Source organism: Streptomyces sp. NBC_00727, from assembly GCF_045161745.1.
Lineage (GTDB): Bacteria > Actinomycetota > Actinomycetes > Streptomycetales > Streptomycetaceae > Streptomyces.
In genome coordinates this window covers 428,716-452,207 of sequence record NZ_CP108981.1, presented here as the reverse complement: position 1 = coordinate 452,207, position 23,492 = coordinate 428,716, and the positions used below count along the sequence as shown (strand labels likewise).

General features: G+C 73.3%; 15 protein-coding genes. 12 read left to right on the top strand and 3 right to left on the bottom strand.

All coding sequences use genetic code 11. The features are described from left to right. The first annotated feature begins 124 nt into the window (after nt 1-124). A complete protein-coding gene (locus OG242_RS02040; protein WP_405896487.1) occupies nt 125-787 on the top strand; it encodes a lysophospholipid acyltransferase family protein in 663 nt (220 codons plus the stop codon). 18 nt (nt 788-805) lie between these two features. Here the strand turns inward: OG242_RS02040 and dhbC are convergent, their stop codons facing one another. Beyond that, nucleotides 806-2,002, bottom strand: a complete 1,197-nt coding sequence (gene dhbC / locus OG242_RS02035) for an isochorismate synthase DhbC (RefSeq protein WP_405896486.1) — start codon at nt 2,000-2,002, stop codon at nt 806-808. Nucleotides 2,003-2,575: 573 nt separating this feature from the next. Here dhbC and OG242_RS02030 point away from each other — a divergent pair. The 8 genes from OG242_RS02030 to OG242_RS01995 all read left to right on the top strand — a co-directional run bounded on the left by OG242_RS02030 (nt 2,576) and on the right by OG242_RS01995 (nt 18,977). Continuing rightward, entirely contained in the window at nt 2,576-2,815 is a 240-nt protein-coding gene (locus OG242_RS02030) for a phosphopantetheine-binding protein (RefSeq protein ID WP_405896485.1), read from the top strand. Further along, nucleotides 2,812-3,711 (top strand): siderophore-interacting protein, encoded by a 900-nt coding sequence (locus OG242_RS02025; RefSeq protein WP_405896484.1) that lies wholly within the window; start codon nt 2,812-2,814, stop codon nt 3,709-3,711. The genes OG242_RS02030 and OG242_RS02025 overlap by 4 nt, the downstream gene beginning before the upstream one ends. A gap of 98 nt (nt 3,712-3,809) precedes the next feature. Further along, nucleotides 3,810-4,811, top strand: coding sequence for an ABC transporter substrate-binding protein (locus tag OG242_RS02020; protein ID WP_405896483.1), 1,002 nt, complete (start codon nt 3,810-3,812; stop codon nt 4,809-4,811). After that, entirely contained in the window at nt 4,808-5,830 is a 1,023-nt protein-coding gene (locus OG242_RS02015) for a FecCD family ABC transporter permease (protein ID WP_405896482.1), read from the top strand. The genes OG242_RS02020 and OG242_RS02015 overlap by 4 nt, the downstream gene beginning before the upstream one ends. Further along, complete coding sequence (locus OG242_RS02010) at nt 5,827-6,822, top strand: FecCD family ABC transporter permease (RefSeq protein ID WP_405896481.1); 996 nt, start codon at nt 5,827-5,829, stop codon at nt 6,820-6,822. Before OG242_RS02015 ends, OG242_RS02010 begins: the two co-directional genes overlap by 4 nt. Continuing rightward, a complete protein-coding gene (locus OG242_RS02005; RefSeq protein WP_405896480.1) occupies nt 6,819-7,604 on the top strand; it encodes an ABC transporter ATP-binding protein in 786 nt (261 codons plus the stop codon). Before OG242_RS02010 ends, OG242_RS02005 begins: the two co-directional genes overlap by 4 nt. A 1-nt stretch (nt 7,605) precedes the next feature. Next, complete coding sequence (locus tag OG242_RS02000) at nt 7,606-17,580, top strand: amino acid adenylation domain-containing protein (protein ID WP_405896479.1); 9,975 nt, start codon at nt 7,606-7,608, stop codon at nt 17,578-17,580. Then, complete coding sequence (locus tag OG242_RS01995) at nt 17,577-18,977, top strand: MDR family MFS transporter (protein ID WP_405896478.1); 1,401 nt, start codon at nt 17,577-17,579, stop codon at nt 18,975-18,977. The genes OG242_RS02000 and OG242_RS01995 overlap by 4 nt, the downstream gene beginning before the upstream one ends. A gap of 58 nt (nt 18,978-19,035) precedes the next feature. Here the strand turns inward: OG242_RS01995 and OG242_RS01990 are convergent, their stop codons facing one another. Beyond that, nucleotides 19,036-19,983, bottom strand: a complete 948-nt coding sequence (locus OG242_RS01990; protein ID WP_405896477.1) for a methionyl-tRNA formyltransferase — start codon at nt 19,981-19,983, stop codon at nt 19,036-19,038. A gap of 247 nt (nt 19,984-20,230) precedes the next feature. Between OG242_RS01990 and OG242_RS01985 the strand changes: the two genes are divergently transcribed. The 3 genes from OG242_RS01985 (at nt 20,231) to OG242_RS01975 (ending at nt 22,566) form a co-directional block, all read left to right on the top strand. Beyond that, nucleotides 20,231-21,583 (top strand): lysine N(6)-hydroxylase/L-ornithine N(5)-oxygenase family protein, encoded by a 1,353-nt coding sequence (locus tag OG242_RS01985; protein ID WP_405896476.1) that lies wholly within the window; start codon nt 20,231-20,233, stop codon nt 21,581-21,583. Between the two features lie 183 nt (nt 21,584-21,766). Beyond that, nucleotides 21,767-21,979, top strand: a complete 213-nt coding sequence (locus OG242_RS01980) for an MbtH family protein (RefSeq protein WP_405896475.1) — start codon at nt 21,767-21,769, stop codon at nt 21,977-21,979. A gap of 74 nt (nt 21,980-22,053) precedes the next feature. Beyond that, complete coding sequence (locus OG242_RS01975; protein ID WP_405896474.1) at nt 22,054-22,566, top strand: GNAT family N-acetyltransferase; 513 nt, start codon at nt 22,054-22,056, stop codon at nt 22,564-22,566. A gap of 45 nt (nt 22,567-22,611) precedes the next feature. Here OG242_RS01975 and argB read toward each other — a convergent pair whose 3' ends face one another. Beyond that, nucleotides 22,612-23,454: an acetylglutamate kinase gene (gene argB / locus OG242_RS01970; RefSeq protein ID WP_405896473.1), complete on the bottom strand. Its 843-nt coding sequence runs from the start codon at nt 23,452-23,454 to the stop codon at nt 22,612-22,614. Nucleotides 23,455-23,492: the final 38 nt, after the last annotated feature.

The window sequence follows — 23,492 nt, the reverse complement described above, 5'->3', positions numbered from 1 at the left end:
ACAGGGGCCGTGACCCGGGGCACCGCCCGTCCGGATACGTACGGCGGATGAGTACGACCGCTCAGCCGTACGGGCGTTCCGGCGGCAACGATGGGGGTTCGTCCCGAGCGAACCGGAGAAACCCATGCTCAGCCGCCTTGCCGGTCAACTGGTCCCTGCCGTCGGGCGGCTGACGCTCACCACCGACGACGGCGCCGTCCTTCCCCCGGCCGGGATCATCGCCGCCAACCACACCTCGTTCGCGGACCCCGCGATCGTCCTGGCCGCGCTGCGCCGCCTCGGCGCCCGCCCCGTCGTCATGGCGACGGCGGGCCTGTGGAGCGTGCCCCTGCTCGGCAGCGCGCTCGCACGCGAGGGTCATATCCCCGTGTATCGCGGCGACCCCCGCGCGGCGCGGGCGGTCGACCTCGCCCAGGAGGCGCTGGAGCAGGGCCGGCACATCCTGATCTACGCCGAGGGCGGCCTGCCCCTCCGTAAGGACGCGGCCGAAGCCGAGCCGGGCGCCTTCCGACGCGGCCTGGCCCGGCTCGCGCACCGGACCGGCGTGCCCGTGATCCCGGTGGGCCAGGCCGGGGCGCGCCGCGTCACCTCCGGCTCGGCCGTCAAGCAGCTCGCGGGCCTGGCCACCGCGCCGCTGCGGCGCCCCCGCCTCCACGTCCACGTCGGGTTGCCGCTGCGGCTCGACGGCGACGGACCGGCGGCCACCGCACAGGCCAGGGCCGCCGTCACCGCCGCGTGGCGGGCAGCGGCCGCCCGGCTGGGCGAACCGGCCGCCCTGGCGGCCTGAAGCCGGGCCGGCGGGCGCTCAGAGCTCGGCGCCCACCGCGCTCAGGAAGGTGCGGAACTTCGCGGCGGTCTCAGCGGTTTCCGCCGCGGGTTCGGACGCGGCGACGATGCCCGCGCCGGCATAGAGCCGGAGCGTGCGCTCCTCCGCCTCGGCGCAGCGGATCGTGACGACCCACTCGCCGTCCCCGTCCGCGCCGCCCCAGCCGACCATGCCCGTGAAGTAGCCCCGGTCGAACGGTTCGGTCTCGGTGAGCACCTGCCGGGCCGTGGCCGTCGGCGTGCCGCACACCGCAGGCGTGGGGTGCAGTGCGCAGGCCAGGGTGAGGGCCGAGATGTCCGGGTCGGTGAGCGTGCCCGTGACCGTCGTGGACAGGTGCCACATGGTGGCGGTACGGATCAGGGTCGGCCGGGGCGGGACGGTCATCCCGGAGCAGTACGGGGCGAGGGCCTGGTGGACGGCGTCCACGACGACGGCGTGCTCGTGGAGGTCCTTCGCGGACTCCAGGAGCGCGGCGGCCCGGCGCACGTCCTCGGCGAGGTCGTCGCTGCGCGGGGAGGAGCCGGCGAGGGGGTTGGCGACCACCTGGCGGCCCCGGCGGGAGACGAGGAGCTCGGGGCTGGCGCCGATCAGGGTGCGGCCGGGTCCGGTCGGGAGCGCGAAGGTGTAGCCGGACGGATCGCGGCGGGCCAGGCGCTGGAGCATGGCGGGCACGTCCAGCGGTGCGGGGGAGGTGAGTTCGAGGGTGCGGGCGAGGACCACCTTGCTGAACTCGCCCCGCCACATCCGCTCCACGGCCGAGGCGACGCCCGCCGCGTAGACCTCGGGCTCCGGCACCGGGCGGATGTGCCAGCCGGTGGAGTCCGCCCCCGCCGATGGCAGGGCGATCAGCGGGTCGGACGAGAGGGGCGGGGCGACGCGCAGCGCCGCGGGCACGCTCAGGGCGGCCGGCGCGGTGTGGTCGAACGGGATCGCGCCGATCACCACCGGCGCCTCCTGGCCGGCGGCGGCGGCCTCGGCAAGCGCGACCGACACCCGCTGGTCCACCGGTTGCGCACCGTGCGGCACTTGGCGCGCGGGGCCGTGGGCCAGCAGGGTGCGCCGGGGGGTCGCGAGGAAGCGTGCGCCGGCCGCGTAGTCGTCCAGGAGGGAGGTTGCCGCCCCGGTGGCCGGGTGGGCCGCGGGAATGTGCGTGGCGACTCGGGATGCCGTCGACACGGGGACTCCGTTCTCGATGGCCCGTCAGCGGGGGCCAGGGATGAGGATGCGGGGAGGCGCTGCGCCGGACCGGCGCGGCGGGACGCCTGCGGCGGGTCTTCACCCGGAGCAGCACCTACGGTAGGTTAGGTGAGGGTAACCTAAGTTTGCTTGTCGCGCAGGAGGGTCAGGGGGTGGCGCATCGTGTGGCCCGTATTTGAACTGCGCGTATGGGCGGCCTGATTGGACGAAGGGATGCCTGTGTCGCGTCTCTCGATGTTAGGTTAGCCTTGCCTGGGCCTGAGGGGGACTGTATGGGGGCGTGGAATGTGGGAGACACCGGCCCGCTCGGTGCCGGAGGCTCCGTACTGTGCGTTCCCTGGCGAGGGGTGTCGCGCGCAAGGCGCTAGGCCGTGTCCGTGATGCCCCGCCGCGCGCCGTCATGGCCGGCCGAGCCGTCGCCTCCCCCTTCCTCTTTCATGAACAGCCCTTTACCGGACTGCTGTTCACGTGCACGCCCCGCGCCCTGCCCCGTACGCACCGCAACTCCCGCTCCGGCCCGCTGTCGGCGCCCACCCCCGAAGGAGAACTCCGATGAGTCAGACCTTGTCGCCCGACCGTGTCAGGGCCGACATCGCCGAACTGCTGGGCTGTGAGCCCGGCGAGATCGCCCCCGACGAGAATCTGGTCGACCTCGGTCTCGACTCGATGCGGATCATGGTCCTGGTCGAGCGCTGGCGGACGGCCGGGGCGACCTCGCTGGAGTTCCCCGACCTGTTCGAGCTGCCCGAACTCGGCCACTGGCAGACCCTGCTGGCGGGTGAGGCCGCATGAGCCGCACCGACCACCGCGACCGCCACCTGGACAGGATCGCCGAGGTGCGCGCCGGCCGGCACGCCGAGAAGGTCGGCTACCCGATCGGCATCCGGGAGGCCGAGGTCGTACGTACGGTCAACGTCGGCGCGGGTCTGCTGCGGGTGACCCTCGGTGGCCCCGGCACCGAGGGTTTCGAGGCGCACGCGCCCGACGAGCACGTGAAACTGCTCTTCCGGGAGGCGGACGGCACCCTGCGGCTGCCCGAGCGCAACGGGACGATGCTGCGCTGGCCGAGGCCGCTGCCCACCTCGCGCGAGTACACCGTGCGCCGTTACGACTCCCTCACCGGTGAGCTCGACATCGACATCGCCGTGCACGAGGGCGGACTCGCCTCGGACTGGGCCGGCAAGGCGCAGCCCGGCGACACCGTCCACGTCGCCGGCCCGCCCGGCGGGCTGATCGTCCCGCACACCTACGACCGCTATCTGCTGGTCGGCGACCTCACCGCCCTGCCCGCCGTCGCGCGGTGGCTGGAGGAACTGCCCAGGTCCGCCAGGGGCTGGGCGTTCGTCGAAGTCGCGGACGCCGACGAGGAGATCGAGCTGGCCGCGCCCGAGGGCTTCGAGGTCCGCTGGCTGCACCGCGGCGGCGCCCCCGCCGGATCGGGTGACGCGCTCGTCCGGGCCGTGACCTCGGTCACCGTCCCCGAGGGGGAGCGGGCGTACGTGTGGGTCGCCGGCGAGGCCGGGCAGATCAAGCCGCTGCGCCGCTGGGTCCGGGACGAACTGCGCCTGGAGAAGGCCGACTACGACATCACGGGCTACTGGAAGCGCGGTGTCGCGGACTTCGACGAGGACCACGAGCAGGAGCCGGGGCACGACCACGGCGACCACGACCACAGCCACGACCACTGATCCACCGGCGGCACCGGGGGGTTGAACCCCCCTCGGGTTGTCCTGCCGAAAGACCATCAACTAAGGTGAGCCTTACCTAAGTAGCAAGGAGTTCGGAAATGTCCATACGCAGATCGTCCGGTCTGGTCGGCGCCCTCGCGCTGGCCCTCGCGCTGACCGGATGCGGGTCATCATCGGACGGCGGGTCGGACTCCGCCTCCGAGAAGAGCAGGACCCGGGTGTTCACCGCGGACAACGGCAAGATCACGATCCCGGCGAACCCGAAGCGTGTGGTGGCCACCGGCTACGCCGTGCCCGCGCTGATCGAGGCGGACGCACCGCTGGTCGGCATCTCGTCGTGGAAGCGTGGCGAGCCGATGATGACCAAGGAGGACCTCGCCACCTACGAGAAGCTCAAGAAGGTCGCCGGCGAGCAGGCGGCCGAGACCAACTACGAGGCCATCGCCGAGGCCGAGCCCGACCTGATCGTCATCGGTGTGCCGGCGCCCGTGCTCGGCGACATCGACATGAAGCGGCTGAAGTCGATCGCCCCCGTCGTCGCGATCGGCCCGAGCCTGCCGTCCGCCTGGCGCGACCTCTCCCGCAAGCAGGCCGACGCGGCCGGTGCGGTCAAGCAGTTCGACGCACAGAAGAAGACGTACGACACCAAGGCCGCCGAGCTGGCCGCCAAGTACAAGGACGTCCTGCCGAAGCTGAAGCTCGGCCACGTCGGCGCGTACGGTGACGCCGCCAAGGGCACCTTCCAGCGCGAGTTCAACGGCTCCTGGGGCACCAACATCGCCGAGGACCTGGGCGCCACCTACTACGGCAAGGTCAAGAAGGCCGGTCCGGGGTCCGCGGCCGTCAGCGAGTACCCCTCCATCGAGGAGCTGCCCGCCGCCTTCCGCGAGGCCGACGCCCTGACGTACTCGGTCAACGCCGACGGCAGTGTCCCGCCCTCCGTCAAGTACGTCCTGGACTCCAAGCTCTGGAAGAACCTGCCCGCCGTCAAGGCCGGCAAGGCCTTCCCGTACCGCTACACCGAGGCCGCCACCTACGGCGAGGCCCTGATGACCCTGGACGCGATCGACGAGTCGCTCGCTCCGCTGCTGAAGCGGTGACCGTCGCGGGCCGCGCGTCCGAGACGGCGGGAAACCGGCGGGCCGTCCCGCAGGCCGCCCTGCTCGTCGGCGGACTGGTACTGCTGGCAGCTCTCGCCGTACTCAGCATGGGCGTCGGGGCCCGCCACGTCGCCCCCGGCGAAGTCGTGCGCGCACTCTTCGACTACCAGGGCACGGACGACCACGTCGTCGTACGGGACGTGCGGGCACCGCGTGCGCTGCTCGCCGTCGCCGTCGGTGCCGCGCTCGCCGTCGCGGGCGCGCTCATCCAGACGCTCGCCCGCAACCCGCTGGCCGAGCCCGGCATCCTCGGGGTCACCGCAGGCGCCGGGTTCGCCGTCACCCTCGGGTCGGCGGCGGGCCTGGCCGGCGGTCAGGCCGGCGAACTCGGCTTCGCCGTCATCGGATCCGTGGCCGCGGCGCTCCTGGTCGCCGCGGTCGGCCGCACATCACCCCTGCGCCTGGTGCTCACCGGTGTGGCGGTGACCGCAGTGCTGAACGGCGTCGCCCTCGGGCTGCGCCTCATGCTCCCCGACACCTTCGACCTCTACCGGTTCTGGTCGGTGGGGACGCTGGCGGGGCGCGAACAGGCTTCCCTGTCCTGGCCGTTGACCGCCATCGCCGTGTCCCTGGCCGGTGCGCTGCTGCTGAGCAGGGCGCTCAACGCCCTGACACTCGGCGAGAACGTGGCGCACACCCTGGGGGCCAACGTGGGCCGGGTCCGCCTCATGACCCTCGTCCTCATCACCGTGCTCAGCGGCGCGGCGACGGCCGTGGCGGGACCCATCCTGTTCGTCGGGCTGATCGTGCCGCACCTGGTGCGCAAGCCGGCCTCCGGATCGGTGCCCTGGCTGATCGCCTACACCATGATCCTCGGCCCCGTCCTGCTCCTCGCCGCCGACATGGCCGCGCGGGTCCTGCTGCCCACCGGCGAGGTACCGGTGGCCGTCGTGACCGCCTTCCTCGGCGGCCCCATGCTGATCTGGGCGGTCCGCCGCTACGGGGCGGGGTCCCTGTGAACGTGCTGAAATTCCACTTCGAACGCCGCACGGCGGTGCTCGTCGCCGTCCTGGTCGCCCTGATGCTGGGGCTCGGCCTGCTCGGGCTGTGCTACGGGGCGTCATGGGCGCCGCCCGGCAAGGTGTTCGCCGTCCTCACCGGCTCCGAGCACTCCGTGGTGATCCGGGACTGGCGGCTGCCGCGGGTGCTGGCCGGGCTGGTCTTCGGCGCCGCGCTCGGCGTCGCCGGCGCCATCTTCCAGAACCTCACCCGCAACCCCATGGGCAGCCCCGACGTCATCGGTCTTGACGCCGGCGCCTACACCGGCGCCCTGGTCGCCCTCACCGTACTGTCGGGCACCTCCGCACAGCTCGCCGTCGGCTCCGTGATCGGCGGACTCGTCGTCGCGGCCGCCATCTACCTGCTGTCGCTCGAAACCGGCTTCTCCGGCCTCCGGCTGGTCGTCATCGGTATCGCCATCAACGCGATGGTGACCGCGATCAACTCGTGGATCGTGCTCCGCGCCGACCTGGAGGTGGCGATCGCCGCCGTCGGCTGGAGCGCGGGCTCGCTCAACGGCGTGGGCTGGGACGACCTCGGCATCCCGTTCACCGTGATCGCCGTCCTGCTGGCCCTCATGACCACGAGGGCGCACGCCATGCACCAGGCATCGCTCGGCGACCCGATCGCCGTCACGACCGGCGTCGGACTCGACCGGCTGCGGCTGCTGATGGTCCTGGTCGGCGTCGGCTGCACCGCCACGGTGACCGCCGTGGCCGGACCCATCGCGTTCATCGCGCTGGCCGCCCCGCAGATCGGCCGCCGGCTCGCGGGTGCCGCCGGAGTGCCCCTGCTCCCTGCCGCACTGACCGGGGCGGTGCTCCTCCAGGGCGCCGACCTGCTGGCCCAGATGCTGCTGGCACCCGTCGCCCTGCCCGTGGGCGTCGTGAGCACCGCGATCGGCGGTTGCTACCTGATCTGGCTGCTGACCAAGGAGGTGAGGCGCGCGTGACCGCACGCCTGACGGCGCGGGACATCACCCTGCGCTACGGAGACCGGGTCGTGTCCACACGGCTCACCCTCGACATACCCGACGGCGCGTTCACCGCCATCGTCGGCCCCAACGCCTGCGGCAAGTCAACGCTGTTGAGCGCGCTGGTACGGCTGCTCAAGCCGCACTCCGGACACGTCGAGTTCGACGGTCGCGCGGTCGGTGCCTTCGGCACCAAGGCGCTGGCCAAGCAGCTCGGCTTCCTGCCGCAGGACCCGATGGCCCCCGACGACATCAAGGTCCGCCAGCTGGTCGCCCGGGGACGTTTCCCGCACCAGTCGATGCTGGCCCTGTGGTCGCCCGATGACCAGAAGGCCGTCGACGGGGCGATGGCCGCCGCCGGCGTCTCCGACCTCGTCGACAGGCCCGTACAGGAACTGTCCGGCGGACAGCGCCAGCGGGTCTGGATGGCGATGGTCCTCGCCCAGCAGACGCCCTACCTGCTGCTCGACGAACCCACCTCGTTCCTCGACATCACCCACCAGTACCAACTGCTCGGCCTGCTCGCCAAGCTGCGCAACGAGGGCCGCACCGTCGTCGCGGTCCTGCACGACATCAACCAGGCATGCCGCTTCGCCGACCACCTGGTGGCCATGAAGGCCGGCGCCGTGGTCGCCGAGGGCGACCCCGGGGACATCGTGGACGCCACGCTGATCAAGGACGTGTTCGACCTTCCCAGCGTCGTCGTCCCGGACCCCGTGACCGGCACTCCGATGGTCGTACCCACACTGCAAGGAGAGTAAGTTGCCCACCGCGAGCGTGTCCCCGGACGGCCTCCTCCCCCTGACCGGCGCCCAACTCGGCATCTGGAACGCCCAGCGCATCGAACCCGACTCGCCGTACTACGTCGTCGGCGACGTGGTCGAGATATCCGGCGGCGAACCGGTCGACACGAACGCGCTCGCCCAAGCGGTCCGGGCCACCACCGAGGAGGCCGAGAGCCTGCGGCTCAGGGTGTACGAGACGCCCGAGGGGCCACGCCAGGCGGTCGGCGCCCACCCCGTCGCCCTGCCGCCGCTCGTCGACGTCAGCGCCGAGGCCGACCCCGCCGCGGCGGCCCGGGCGCTCGTCGACGCCGAACGCGCACGCCTCGCCGAGGACTGCCGGGGCATGACGGACCGCCCGCTCTGCTCGCGTACCGTCATCAAGCTCTCCGACCGCGAGGTCTGGTACACCCAGCTCGGCCACCACCTCGTCTTCGACGGCTACACCGCCGCCCTGCTCGCCCGGCGCACCGCCGCCCACTACACCGCCCTGGTGCGCGGCACCGAGCCGCCCCGCTCGACGTTCGGCGCGTTCGCGACGCTCGTCGCCGAGGACACCGCCTACCGCGAGAGCGAACAGGCCGCCGAGGACCGCGCGTACTGGGTGGAACGCTTCACCCCGCTGCCCGACGTCGAGGGGCAGGGGGGCCCGGACACCGCCGGCGCGCCCGCCCGCACGATCACCGCGCGGGCCGAACTGGGCCCCGGGGAGACCGCCGCCCTGCGCGCCTTCGCCGACGCCGAGGGCGTGGCCTGGGGCCAGGCACTCATCGCCTGCTACGCGGCCTTCCTGCACCGCATGCTGGGCCGCACCGACGTGGTCTTCGCGCTGCCGCTGATGTGCCGGACCGGCTCGGCCGCCCTGCGCACCCCCTCCATGGCGGTCAACGTGCTGCCCATGCGCGTGACCGTGCGCGGCGACGACCGGCTCGGCGACCTGAGCCGCCGGGTCGCCACCGCCATGCGAGAGATGCGTGACCACCAGCGCTACCGGGGCGAGGACCTGCCCCGCGACCTCGGCGTGCCCGGCGCGGGGGCGCTGCTGCACGGACGCGGGATCAACCTCAAGGCGTTCGACCTGACGCTCGACTTCGCCGGGGCGGCCGGCACCATGCGCAACGTCGCCGGCGGACCGCCCGAGGACATGGGCCTCAGCGTCCTTCCGACCCGCGACGGCGGGCTCCTCCTCGGCTTCGAGGTCGACGCCCGCAACAAGGACCGGGCCGCCGTCGACCACCTGATGAGCGGGCTGCGCGCCCTGCTGTCCGGACTGCTGGAAGGCCTGCCCGTCGGCCGGATCGCCCTCGCCGGCGACGTCGACGGACTGCTCGCCCAGTGGAGCCCGGCAGCCCTGCCCGGCACCCCCCTCGACGTGCCCGCCGCGTTCGACGCGATGGTCGCGGCCGGACCCGGTCACACCGCCCTCGTCTGCGGCGACGAACGGCTGACCGCCGCCGAACTCGCGGACCGGGTGCACCGGGTGGCCCGCGCCCTGCGCGCCCGCGGCGTCGGCGCCGAGGACGTCGTGGCGCTCGCCCTGCCGCGCTCGGCCGACTTCGTCGTCGCCCTGCTCGCGGTGCTGGACGCGGGCGCCGCGTTCCAGCCGCTCGACGCCGCACACCCGCCCGAGCGGCTGCGCGAACTCATCGACGACACACGCCCCGTCCTCGTCCTCACCGACGGCACGGTCGACGGACTGCCGTGGAAGGCCCTCGCCGACGAGGCCGCGGGACTCTCCGGCGCACCCCTGACCACCGCCGAACTCTCCCGGCCCCGCGACCCCGGACACCTCGCCTACGTCATCCACACCTCGGGATCGACGGGCCGGCCCAAGGGCGTGCTCGCCCGCACCGGCGGCCTCGCCTCACTGCTGCACCACCAGCGGTCCACGGTCGTCGCGGAGGCCGAACGGGCCGCCGGCCGCCGGCTGCGCGCCGCGCACACCTACTCCTTCGCCTTCGACTCCGCCTTCGAACACCTCGTCTGGCTGCTGTGCGGGCACGAACTCCACGTGTACGACGCCGAGACCGCCCGCGACGCCGACGCCCTGCTCGCCGCGTACGCCCGCGACGGCATCGACGTCATCGACACCACCCCCTCGATGGCCACCCCGCTCATCGACGCCGGCCTGCTCGAACTGCCCCCGGCACTCCTCCTCCTGGGCGGCGAGGCCACCCCGCCCGCCCTGTGGCGCCGGGTCGCCGCGTCGGGCGTAGCCGCCCGCAACATGTACGGGCCCACCGAAGCCACCGTGGACGCCACCACCGCGCGCATCGACGACGGCGAACCGGCCATCGGGCACCCCCTCGCCGGCACCCGGGTCCATGTCCTGGACAACGCCCTCCAGCCCGTCCCGCCCGGCACGACCGGCGAACTGTACCTGGCAGGCCCCCACCTGGCCCGCGGCTACCTCGGCCGGCCCGGGGCCACCGCCGAACGCTTCGTCGCCGACCCGTTCGGCGCGCCCGGCGAGCGGATGTACCGCACCGGCGACCTGGCCCGCTGGGTGCCAGGCCGCGGCCTGGAGTACGGCGGCCGAGGCGACGGACAGGTCAAGATCCGCGGCCACCGGGTGGAGACCGGCGAGGTCGAGGAGGCGCTCGCCGCACTCCCCGGCGTCACCGCCGCCGCCGCGCGGGTCCTCTCCTCCCGGCTCGTCGGCTACGTCGTGTCCGCCTCCCTCACCGGCGACGAGGCACGTGACCTGCTCGCCGAGCGGCTGCCCGAGCACATGGTGCCCGCCGCCGTCGTGGTGCTGAGCGGCCTGCCCGTCACCCCCAACGGCAAGCTCGACCGCGCCGCCCTGCCCGCGCCCGCCCTGCCCGGCGGCGGCCGGGAGCCGAGCACCGAACGCGAACGGCTGCTGTGCGCCGTCCTCGCCGACGCGCTCGACGTCGAACGGGTGAGTGTGGACGACGACTTCTTCGCCCTCGGCGGCGACAGCATCACCGCCATCACCGTCAGCAGCAGGCTGCGCGCCCTCGGCCTCGGGCTGCGTCCGAAGGACCTGCTGGCCCGCCGTACCTTCGCCGCGCTCGCCGCCTCCGCCGAGCTGCCGGCGGAAGCGGCCGGCCCGGCGGACGAGCCGGTCGGCCCCGTGCCGGCCCCGCCCATCGTGCGCGCCCTGCTCGACCCGCACCCGGACATCGACACGGTCGCCGGATACGCCCAGTGGACCGCCCTGCACGTCGACGCACTCACCCCCGGCGCGCTGACCAGGGGCGTCCAGACCCTCATCGACCACCACGACGCCCTGCGGCTGCGGGTGGCCGACGGACCGGAGGTCCTGCCCCGGGGCGCGGTCCGGGCCGCCGTGGAGGAGGTCACCGGCGAAGAGGTCACCGCCCTGGCCGAACGGCTCGCCGGTGAACTCGACCCGCGCACCGGCGACCTGGTGCGCACCGCGCTGCTCCGTACGGAGGAGGGCGCGCCGGACCGGCTGGTCCTCGTCGTGCACCACCTCGCCATGGACGGCGTGTCCTGGCGCGTCCTGCTCCCCGACCTCCACACCGCCTGCGCCGGCGGAACCCCCGAACCCGTCGGCACGTCCTGGCGGCGGCACGCCCAGATCCTCGCCGAACAGGGCAGGACCGGCGCCCGGCGCGGCGAACTCGCCCACTGGCGTACGGCACTCGGCTCCGCGCCCCGGCTCGGCGCCCGCCCGCTGGACCCCGCACGCGACACCGTGGCGACCGCCCACCGCTCCGTCACGACCGCCTCGCCCGAGGCCACCGAGGCCCTGCTCACCACCCTGCCCGCCGCCTACCGGGCCGGCGTCGACGAGGTCCTGCTCGCCGCCCTCGTCCTCGCCCTGCGCGGCTGGGGTCTGCGCGGAGACGCCCTCACCGTGACCATGGAGGGCCACGGCCGCGAACACCTCGACCTGGCGCGCACGGTCGGCTGGTTCACCAGCGAGTACCCCGTCCGCGTGCCGGCGTCCGACGACGTGCGCGAGACGCTGCGCGCCGCCAAGGAGGCCCGCCGCGCAGTCCCCGACAGCGGTGTCGGCTACGGCGTGCTGCGCCACCTCGACCCCGAGGCGAGCCCGGAACTCTCGGCGGTCCCGCCGCCGGACGTACTGCTCAACTATCTCGGCCGGTTCGCCCCACCGGCCGCCGACGGCTGGCGGCTGCCCGACCACGACGCCTTCTCGGTCATCGAGCCCGGCGCCAAGGCACTGGAACAGGTGCTGGCCCTCAACTGCTTCGTCCACGAGGGCGACGAACCCCGGCTCGCCGTCGAGTGGACCGCCGCGGGCCAGGTCCTGGGCACCGACGCCCTGGCCGCCCTCCAGGACTCCTGGGCCGCCGTGCTCGACGCGCTGGCCGCGCACGCCCTGCACACCACGGGCGGGCTCACGCCCTCCGACCTGCCGCTGGTGGCCGCCGACCAGGGCGCCATCGACGCCCTGGAGCGCACCGGCCGCATCAGCGACGTGCTGCCCGCCACCCCGCTCCAGGTCGGTCTCTCCTTCCACACCCTGGTCCGGGACGAGGCCGACGCCGACGTCTACGTCGTCCAGGCCGTGACCACCCTGTCAGGCGAGCTGGAGCCCGCCCGCATGGAGCGCGCCGCCCGCGAACTGCTCCGCCGCCACCCCGCCCTCCGGGTCCACCTGGGCACGGTCGGGGACGACGTGGTGCAGGTGATCCCCACCGGCGTCACCCTGGACTGGCGGCAGGACGACGACTTCGCCGCGGCCGCCCGCGCCGACCTGGAGCGCCCCTTCGACCCGGCCCGGCCGCCGCTCATCCGCTTCCTGCTCTCCCGCGTCGGGCCCGCCGAGCACAAGCTCGTCATCACCAACCACCACGCCCTGCTCGACGGCTGGTCCATGCCGATCGTCGGCCGTACCCTGCTCGCGATCTACGCCGAACTCGGCGGCGGCCCCGCCGCACCGGTCTCGCCGCCGCTGTCGGAGTACTTCCGCTGGCTGGCCGGCCGGGACGAGGAGGCGTCGCTCACCGCATGGCGCGAGGCGCTCGCGGGCGTCGACGACGCGACCCGGCTGGCCCCCGCCGGCACCGGCACCGCCGTCGAACGGCCCGGCCGGGAGACCGTCGCGCTGAGCCGCGAGTTCAGCGACCGGCTGCGCGCCTTCGCCCGCGAGCAGGGCATCACCCTGACCACGGTGCTCCAGACCGCGTGGGGCCTGCTGCTCGGCAGACTCACCGGCCGCCGCGATGTCGTCTTCGGCTGCCCGGTCTCCGGCCGGCCCGCCGAGGTCGACGGCGTCGAGTCGATGATCGGCCAGCTCGGCACCACGGTCCCGGTGCGCGTCCGCTACACCGGGGACCGCACGGTGAGCGATCTCATGGCCCAGGTGCACGACGAGAGCGTCGCCCTCGCCGAGCACCACCACGTCGGGCTGCCCGGCATCCAGCGGGCCGTGGGCATCGGTGAACTCTTCGACACCATGCTCGTCATGGAGAACTTCCCGCTCTCCAGCCGCACCCGCACCCCGCTCGCCCCCGGGCTCGACCTCACCGGCGTCGACATCACCGACGCCACCCACTACGCCCTCACCGTCATCGTGATCCCAGGCGACGAGATCACCATCGGCCTCGGCTACCAGCCGCGCGCCTTCGACGCGGACACCGTGCGCGACTACGGCCGCTGGCTGCACCACCTCCTGCACGAGATCACCGAGGACCCGGCCCGGCCCGCCGTCGCGCTGCCCGCCCTCGACGCCGGTGAGCGCGCCCGCATGCTGTGTACCGGCACCGAGATCGTCGCCGCCAAGGAACGCGGCCACTGGCTGGAGGAGTTCGCCGCCTGGGTGCGGCGCAAGCCCGGCGGCGAGGCGCTGGTCTGCCGCGACCGCAGCCTGTCGTACGACGAACTCGACCGGCAGGCCAACCGGCTCGCCCACGCGCTCATCGCGCGCGGTGTCCGGCCCCAGGACCCCGTCGCGGTCCTCATCGGCCGGGACGTCGAGATGACCGTCGCCCTGTTCGGCGTCGCCAAGGCGGGCGCGGTGTACGTACCGATGGACGCGGCCTACCCGCGCGAACGGCTCGCGTACATGTTCGACGACATCTCGCCGGCGGCCGTCGTGACGACCGGCGCCGAACTGCCCGTCGACCGCGACATCCCCGTGCTGCGCCTCGACGACCCGGCCACCCTCGCCTCCGTACCGGACACCGACCCGGCCGAGGCCCGCGCCCGGCTCACCGACGACGCGCTCGCGTACGTCATCTACACCTCGGGCACCACCGGCCGCCCCAAGGGTGTCGGCGTCACCCACCGGGGCGTGCCCGACCTGATGGCCCTCCAGGAGGAGGTCGTCGGCGTCAGCGAGCACGACCGCTACCTGCACTTCGCCTCGACCAGCTTCGACGTCGCGTTCTGGCAGACCATGGTGCCGCTGCTGTCCGGTGGTACGTCGGTCATCGCGCCCGAGGAGGTGCGCGTACCCGGCGACGAACTCCTCGACTACATCGTGGAACACCGCGTCACCGGCGTGAACCTGCTCCCGTCGTTCCTGGCCGCGATGCCCGACGACCGGACCGTCGACCCCGACGTGTTCTTCGTCGTCGGCGCCGAACGGCTCGATCCGGAGCTCGCCCACCGCTGGGGCCGGGGCCGCAGGGCGCTGTTCAACGCCTACGGGCCCACCGAGGTCACCATCAACTCCACCACCTGGCACTACGACCCGGACGACGCCGGACCGCTGCCGATCGGCCGCCCCGACCCCAACGTCCGCGCCTACGTGCTCGACGGCGGACTCCAGCCCGTCGGCGCCGGCGTCACCGGCGAGCTCTACCTCGGCGGCCCGAGCGTGGCCCGCGGCTACCTCGGCCGCCCCGGCCTGACCTCCGGCGCGTTCGTCGCCGACCCGTACGGGCCGCCCGGCACCCGCATGTACCGCACGGGCGACCTGGTCCGCTGGCGGCACGACGGGCAGCTGGTCTTCCTCGGCCGCGCCGACCACCAGATCAAGGTGCGCGGCTTCCGCGTCGAGCTGGGCGAGATCGAGACCGCCCTCACCGGCCACCCCGACGTCCGCGCCGGCGCCGTCGTGATGCGCGAGGGCCGGCTCGTCGGCTACGTCATCCCGACCGACGACGCCGACCTGGACACCGCCGAGGTGCGCGCGTACCTCGCCGAGCGGCTGCCCGACCACATGGTGCCGACCGCGCTCGTCCCGCTCGACCGCCTCCCACTGAGCCCCAGCGGCAAGCTCGACGCCTCGGCACTGCCCGCCCCGGCCACCGTCGCCGCCGCCCGCCGCGAACCCGCCACCGAGGCGGAGGCGCTGCTGCTCGCCGTGTTCCGGGACGTACTCGGCCGCGACGACATCGGCCCCGACGACAACTTCTTCGACATCGGCGGCGACAGCATCGTCTCCCTCCAACTGGTCTCCCGGGTCCGCCGCCAGGGCCTCGGGCTCAGCCCGAAGGACGTGTTCGACGGCGAGACCGTCGCGGGCATCGCCGCCCGGGCCCGCGCCCTGGACGGCGAGGCCGCCCCGGCCGTCGGCGACGCCCCGCTGACCCCGGTCATGCGCGACCTGCTGCACCGCGCCGGGAAGGCCGCCGACGGCTTCTGCCAGTGGGTGGAGGTCTGCGTCCCGGCCGGCGGCGACGAGGCGGGCTGGACAGCCGTGCTCGACGCGCTCCTGGCCCGGCACGACGCGCTGCGCGCCCGCCTCGGCGACCGGGACGAGGTACTGCACATCCCGCCGGCCGGCGAGGTGACCGGCGCCGACGTCCTGATCCGCGTCGAGGCCGGCGGTGACCCGCGCGCCGCTGCCGACACCGCGACCGCCGCCGCACGGGAGGCCATGGACCCGCGCACCGGACCGATGCTGCGCGCGGTCTGGGTGGACGCGGGCCCCGACCGCCCCGGCCGGCTCGTCCTGATCGCCCACCACCTGGTGGCCGACGGGGTGTCCTGGCGCATCCTCCTCGACGACCTCCGGCACGCCCACGACGGGGGAGAGCTGACCCGGCACGGGCAGTCCTTCCTCGGCTGGGCCCGCACCCTGCGCGAGGCCGACCGGCGCCCCGAACTCCCGCACTGGCGGCGGATGACGGCGACCGAGCCCCTCGCCCGGCCGCTCGACCCCACCCGGGACACCGTGGGCACCGCCGCGCACCACGAGATCCGGCTCGACGCGGCCGCAACGCGCGCCCTGATCACCACCCTGCCCGCCGCCCACCGCACCACCCCCGACGCGGTGCTCCTGACGGCGCTCGCCCGTGCGGTACGGGACTGGCGCGGCGTCCCCGAACTGCTGGTCGCCCTGGAGAGCCACGGCCGCCCCCGCGAGGTCGACCTCTCGCAGACCGTCGGCTGGTTCACCGCCGTCCACCCCGTCCGGCTCGACGCCACCGACGACGTGCGGGCGGTCCGCGAGCGGCTGCGCGCCCAGGGCGACGGCCTCGGCCACGGCATCCTCACCACGGCCGGCCTGCTCGACCCGGTCCGCCCGGAGATCGCCTGGAACTACCTCGGCCAGTACCCCGGCGCCCCGGAGACGGAGACGCCGTGGCAGCCGGCCCCGGACGCCGACCCGCTCGGCTCCGACGGCTCCGGCCCGATGCCCCTCCCGTACAGCCTCATGGTCAACGCACTGGTGCGCGACGACGAGCTCGGAGTACGGATCACCTGGCCGGGCGCGCTGTTCACCGGTGCGGAGATCGAGGAGCTGGCGGAGCACCTGAGGACGGCGCTGCTGCGGGTCGCAGCCGCGCCCGAGATCAGCGCGCTCGGGGACCGGCGGGTCGCCGCCGTACAGCCGCTCAGCCCCTTGCAGGAGGTGATGCTGCGGCACTCGCGGACCGAGCGCCCCGACCCGTACACCGTGCAGTCGGTGTTCTCGCTCGCGGGCCCGCTCGACACCGAGGCGCTGCGGGGCGCGGGCGACGACCTGCTGGCCCGGCATCCCCACATGGGCGCGGTGTTCCCCGCCTCCCTGGGGGTCATCCCCGAGTCGCCCCGGCCGGAGTTCCGCGTCACCGACGCGCCCGCCGACGAGGTGCTGGCCGCCGACCTCGCCGAACCGTTCGACCTCGCCCGCGGGCCCCTCTACCGGATCACCGTCGTCCGGCTGGGCCCCGAGCGCGCCGACCTCGTCCTGACCAGCCACCACGTGCTCTCCGACGGCTGGTCCGCGCCGCGCATCCTCGGTGAGCTCTTCGCCCTGTACAGCGCGCGCACCGAGGACCGCGCGCACGGACTGCCGGACCCCGTCCCGTTCGCGGACTACCTCGCCTGGTGCGCGGAGCACGAACCCGACCTCGACGCCTGGGCGGCCGAACTCGACGGACTGCCCGAAGGTGACTACCTGGGTGGCGGCGAGAGCGGCCCGGCCTGGCAGGATGCCGAGGTCATCACGTTCGACGCGGAGCTCGTGGACGGGCTCACCCGGCTCGCCGCCCGGCGCGGGCTGACCCCCAACACCCTGGTGCAGGGCGCTTGGTCGGTGCTGCTGGCCCGGCGGTCCGGTCACCGCGACGTCTGCTTCGGCGCCATGGTCTCCAGCCGCCCTCCGGAGCTGGAGGGCGTGGAGGAGATCATCGGCCTGCTGGCCAACACCGTGCCGGTACGGGCCCGGCTCACCGGCACCCTGGCCGCCGCGCTCTCCGGCCTCCAGTCCCGCCAGCGCGACCTGATCGAACACCACCACGTGGCCCTGCCCGACCTGGAACGGCTCACCGGGCGGCGCAGGCTCTTCGACAGCATGGTGGTGTTCGAGAACTACCCGGTCGACCCGGACCGCCTGCGCGAACCGGCCCCCGGACTCACGGTGCTGGGCACGCGTTTCCGGGAGTCGGCCCACCACCCCGCCACGCTGACCGTCATGCCGGACGGCGACGGCTGGACCGGGGTGCTCGCCCACCGGGCCGGCACCGACGTCGACGGGCTCGCCGGCCAACTGGGCGACCTGCTGCGGAACATGGAACAGCACCTCGACGAGGACGTGCGCGGCCTGCTGGAGAACCGATGACCGGTCGGGCCGCGCCGCCCGCCGAGCGCGTGGACGGAGAACTGCTGCGGATCGCGTTCATCCTGGTCCTCGGCACGTTCATGGCCTCGCTCGACGCCACCATCGTCAGCGTCGGACTCGACCGCCTCACCGAGGAGTTCGATGCCTCCGTCGCCGAGATCCAGTGGGTCTCCACCGCCTATCTGCTGGCGATCGTCGCCGCCGTCCCCGCGTCCGGCTGGCTGGCCGGCCGGTTCGGCGGCCGGCGGACCTGGATCGCGGCCGTGGGCCTGTTCCTGCTCGGCTCGGTGCTGTGCGCGTCGGCCTGGTCCGCGACCAGCCTCATCGTGTTCCGCGTGATCCAGGGCATCGGCGGCGGACTGCTGCCCGCGACCGGACAGGCGCTGCTCGCCCGGGTCGCGGGCCCCGGGCGCACCGGCAAGGTGATCAGCGTCGTCGCCGTCGTCCCGTTGCTCTCGCCGGTGTTCGGACCGCTCGCCGGGGGCTCGGTGCTCGCCGTGGCGCCCTGGCCGTGGCTGTTCCTGATCAACCTGCCGATCGGCGTCGCGGCGATGCTGCTGGCCCGCCGTCACGTGCCGGTGGTGCCCCCGGCATCGCGGCGGACGGCGTTCGACCTGCGCGGAGCGCTGCTGCTCTCACCGGGCCTCGCGGTGCTGGTGTACGGGCTGACCGAGGTCGCCCACGACCGAGCGCTTCCGGCCACGATCGGCGTGGTGGCCGGGGTCGTGATGCTCACCGGGTTCACCGTGCACGGGCTGCGGACCCGGACCACCCCGCTCGTCGACCCCCGGCTGTTCGCCCGGCCGCCCTTCGGCGCCGCCGCCCTCGCGCTGGTGGTGCTCGGGGCCTCGGTGTTCGGCACGATGTTCCTGCTGCCGCTGTACTTCCAGTCGGGGCGGGGGATGTCGGCCTGGGAGGCGGGACTACTGCTCGCCCCCCAGGGGCTGGGCGCGGCGGCCGGCTCGGTGCTGGTCAACCGGACCATCAGCAAGGTCGCGCCGAGGACCCTGGTCGTGACCGGCATCGTGCTGATCCTCGCCGGGACGGCCCCGTTCATCCGGCTCGGGCACGGGGTGCCGGACGCGGCGATCGTCGCGGCGCTGGTGGTGCGGGGCTTCGGGATGTCGATGGTCGGTGCGCCCGTGATGAACATCGTCTACAGCCGGATCGAGCCGGAACAGCTGCCCCGGGCGGCCGGGGCGCTCAACCTGCTGAACACCGTGGGCGGTTCGCTCGGCACGGCGGCCCTGGCGGTGATCCTGCAGAACCGGCTCGCGGTCCGGGGCACGGACATCTCCGCGGCCTTCGGTGACACCTTCTGGTGGGTGCTCGGCTTCTGCCTGTTCGCCGCGGCCGCCGCGACGCGGCTGCCCCGTACCCAGCCGCGGAAGGGGTGACCGGCGGGACATGGGTGTGCCCCCGGCCGAGACCGGGGGCACACCCATGTCCCGCCGGTCAGGGGCGGCTGGTGAGGTACCCGCCCATGGAGGTGAAGAACTCCGTCGCGGGCAGCTCGCGGCCGTCCTCGGTGCGGACCCGGGTGATGGCCAGGCCGTGGTTGCGGCCGGTACGGGCGTCGGCGCCCGCGACGATCACCACGCCCTCGCCCTCGCGGTAGAAGATCCGGCCGGGCGTACCGCCGTACCGGCCCTCCGACACCACGCCGGTCACGACCTCGATCCGCTTGCCGCGGTGGAAGGTGAAGGCGCTGGGGTACGGGGCCGACTGGGCGCGCACCAGGCGCTCCAGGTCCTCGGCCGGCCAGTTCCAGTCGATCCGGATGTCCTCCTCGGACCGCTTGTGGAAGAAGGTGGCCTGCGAGCGGTCCTGCGGGGTGAATTCCGTCTGCCCGTCCGCGATCAGGGCCAGCGCCTTGGTGGTGACGGGGGCGATGAGATCGACGGTCTTGTGGAAGAGGTCGGTGGCGGTGTCCTTCGGGCCGACCGGGACGGACTCCTGCCGGACGATGTCGCCGGCGTCGAGCTCGTCGTTCATCATGTGCGCCGTGACGCCGACCTCGCTCTCGCCGTTGATGAGCGCCCAGATCAGCGGCGAGAAGCCCGCGTACTTCGGCAGCAGCGAGTCGTGCACGTTCAGGGTGCCCCGGCTGGGGAGCGCGAAGATCCGCGGCGGTATCCACGTACGCCAGTTGTTGGCCACGATGACGTCGGGCTCGGCCGCCTTGAGGTGCTCGTAGAGCTCGTCGTCGTCCGGGCGGTTGCGGATCAGGACCGGGACGCCGTGCTCCTCGGCGAGATCGGCGACGGAGTCGCTCCAGATCTTCTCGTACGCGTGCTCACTTCTGGGGTGGGTGACGACCAGCACCACGTCGTGCTCGGAGTCCAGGAGGGCTTGCAGGGTGCGGTGCCCCCAGGTCTGGTAACCGAACATGACGACCCGCATAGGGTTCCTCCTCGACGTAGAGACAGAGCCAGGTAAATAAAGCAAGGCTTACCTTATCTTGCAACGGACGCGCCGAGTGCCCCAGTTGAGTCGGTCATGCTCCGACCGTGTCCGAATTACGCCTGTCGACAAGCGTTGACGAATTAGCTTAGGCTCACCTAAGTTCAGCAGGCCGCGGTTTCGGCGTGCCCGTTCCACGCCCGTTCCCCACATCCGACAGGCGGCTTCCCCGCACGATGGGAGTGACATGTCACAGGCTCGTCCTGGCGACGCAGCACCGGTCCACGATCTCATTGGTATCGGCTTCGGGCCGTCCAATGTGGCCATGGCGATCGCGATCAGCGAGCACAACGCGCGCTCCGGAACGCGGGAAGCGGTGACCGCCCAGTTCTTCGAGCAGCAACCGGCCTTCGGCTGGCACCGGGGCATGCTCATCGACGACGCCACCATGCAGGTCTCGTTCCTCAAGGACCTGGTGACACTGCGCAATCCGGCCAGTGAGTTCAGCTTCCTCTGCTACCTGAAGAGCAAGGGGCGGCTGATCGACTTCATCAACCACAAGAACCTCTTCCCGCTCCGGGTCGAGTTCCACGACTACTTCGAGTGGGCCGCCTCCCAGGTCGACGACATGGTGTCCTACGACCACGAGGTCGTCGGCGTCACGCAGGTCGTCGAGGACGGTGTCGTCGAGTTCCTGGACGTCACGGTCCGGTCGGGGGAGGGGCTCAAGGTCCACCGCGCCCGCAACCTCGTCATGGGCACCGGGCTGCGCCCCCTCGTGCCGGAGGGCGTCGAGCGCGGCGACCGCGTCTGGCACAACTCCGAACTGCTCACCCGCATCGAGGAGCTGGACGGCACCTCGCCGTCCCGCTTCGTCGTGGTGGGTGCCGGTCAGAGCGCCGCCGAGAACGTCGCGTACCTGCACCGCCGCTTCCCCGGCGCCGAGATATGCGCGGTGTTCTCCCGCTACGGCTACAGCCCGGCCGACGACAGCAGCTTCGCCAACAAGATCTTCGACCCGGACGCGGTCGACGAGTTCTACGCGGCGCCCGAGAACGTCAAGCGCCGGCTGATGGACTACCACGGCAACACCAACTACTCCGTCGTCGACATCGACCTGATCGACGACCTGTACCGGCAGATGTACCAGGAGAAGGTGCTCGGCACCGAGCGGCTGCGCTTCCTCAACGTGTCGCGGCTCACCGAGGTCAAGGAGACCCCGGACAAGGTCCGCGCCACCGTGAAGTCCCTCGTCACCGGCGAGGAGACCTTCCTGGACGCCGACGTCGTGGTGTTCGCCACCGGCTACAGCCCTGCCGACCCCCTCGGCCTGCTGGGCGAGGTCGGCGCGCACTGCCTCCGCGACGAGGAGGGCCGGGTCCGCGTCGAGCGGGACTACCGCATTGCTACCGGCACCGGGCTGAACTGCGGGATCTACCTCCAGGGCGGCACCGAGCACACCCACGGCATCACCTCCGCGCTGCTCTCCAACACGGCGGTCAGGGTCGGTGAGATCCTGGACTCGCTGCTGGACCGGAGCGCCAAGTCCGCGCCGGACGAGGCCCGTCCGGTGGCCGACGGCACCGGCGGCATCCGCTAGGGCCTGTATTGAGTTGTGGCGCGGCGTCGCGACGCAACTCAATACAGGCCCCAGGGCCTGTCCGGCCGCCGGAGAGAAGCAGCAGGACCGGGCCCGCCGTCGCCGGCACGAGCCCACCCGAAACCGACGCACACCACCGACGCGGCCGTCTCCGGCCCGTCGGCCCGAGGAGGCACCGCCCGTATGAGCACCAATCCGTTCGACGACCCCGAAGGCCGTTTCCTGGTCCTGGTCAACGACGAGGGCCAGCACTCCCTGTGGCCGTCCTTCGCCGAGGTACCCGGCGGCTGGACGGTCGCCTCCGAGGAGAACACGCGCGAGGCGTGCCTGGAGTACGTCGAGGCCAACTGGACCGATCTGCGGCCCCGTTCGCTCGCCGCGTCGATGGACGCCTGACCTGTGGGACGACGTGCTCCGGCGGGACGGCCCGCCGGAGCGCTCCTGCCCTGTGGCACCGAGGAAGGACCGTCTTGACCACGGCCGCGCGCCCCGTACCCCTGCCCTCCCCGTCGCACCGGAGGGCGCCGCGCGTCCGGACCGCCGGGTCCGGCGACGCCGCCGCGCTCACGGAGCTGTCCCGGCCGTTCGCCCGCGCGGGCGCCCTGCGCAAACGGCCCGCCTCCCTCTACGCGGCCCGCGCCGCGGAGTTCCTCGTGGCACCCGGCGCCGACGGCCTGGAGGGCTGTGTGGGCCTGCGGGTGTACGCGGGGGAGGGGGCGCCCGGGGCGGCCTTGGGCGTCCTCTACAACTTCTGCGTCGCCGGGCACCGGCAGGGGCGCGGGACCGGGGCCGCACTCCTGCGGACCGCGCTGGCGCTGGCGCGCACCCAGTCGCTCGGCGCCCTCTTCACCGCGACCACCGGGGACGGCCGGCTGTTCCGCCGGTACGGCTTCGCCCCCGCGACGGCACGTCAGGCGCCGCGCACCTGGGCCGAATCCCTGGACCCCCGGCGCGACGCGCTGATCCTCACCCGCACCCTCTGAACCGGGCGCCGGGCCGTCCGTGAGCCCGGCCTGGCGCCCCGCACGTCAGACCGGGCTCGCCACGTGGTCCGGGTCGGGCACCACCGTGGTCCCGGTGACGTTCCCGTCGAGGACGCCCCGCAGCACCGCGTGCGGCACCCGGCCGTCCAGCACGTCCGCCCGGCCCACCCCGCCCCGTACGGCCCGCAGGCAGCCCTCCATCTTCGGCAGCATCCCGCTCGCCAGGCCCGGCAGCAGCCCGTCCAGCGCGTCCGCCGTCAGGCGTCCGATCACCTCGGTGCTGTTCGGCCAGTCCGCGTACAGCCCCGCCACGTCCGTGAGGACCACCAGCCGTTCCGCGCCGAGCGCCACGGCCAGGGCGGAGGCGGCGAGATCCGCGTTGACGTTGTAGACCTGCCCGTCCTCGCCCCGGGCCACGGGGGAGACCACCGGTACATGACCCTGCGCCAGAAGAGCCTGCACCATGCCGGGGTTGACCGCGGTGACGTCCCCGACCTGGCCGATGTCCACCGCGACACCGTTCACCCGGGCGGCCCGCCGTACGGCCGTCATCGTGTGCGCGTCCTCGCCGGTCAGGCCGACGGCGTACGGGCCGTGGGTGTTGATGTGGCCCACCAGTTCGCGCTGGACCCGGCCCGACAGCACCATGCGGACGACCTCCATGGTCTCCGCGGTGGTCACCCGCAGGCCCGCCTCGAAGCGGCTCTCCAGCCCGAGCCGGTCCAGCATCGCACTGATCTGCGGTCCGCCGCCGTGCACGACGACCGGGCGCAGGCCCGCCCGGCGCAGCGCCACGACGTCCTCGGCGAAGGCATGTTGCAGCTGTGCGTCGACCATGGCGCTGCCGCCGAACTTGATGACGACGACCGGTCCCGAATCCTCTTCCATTTAGCTTAGCCTAACCTTAATTGGCTCGGTGGTGGTCG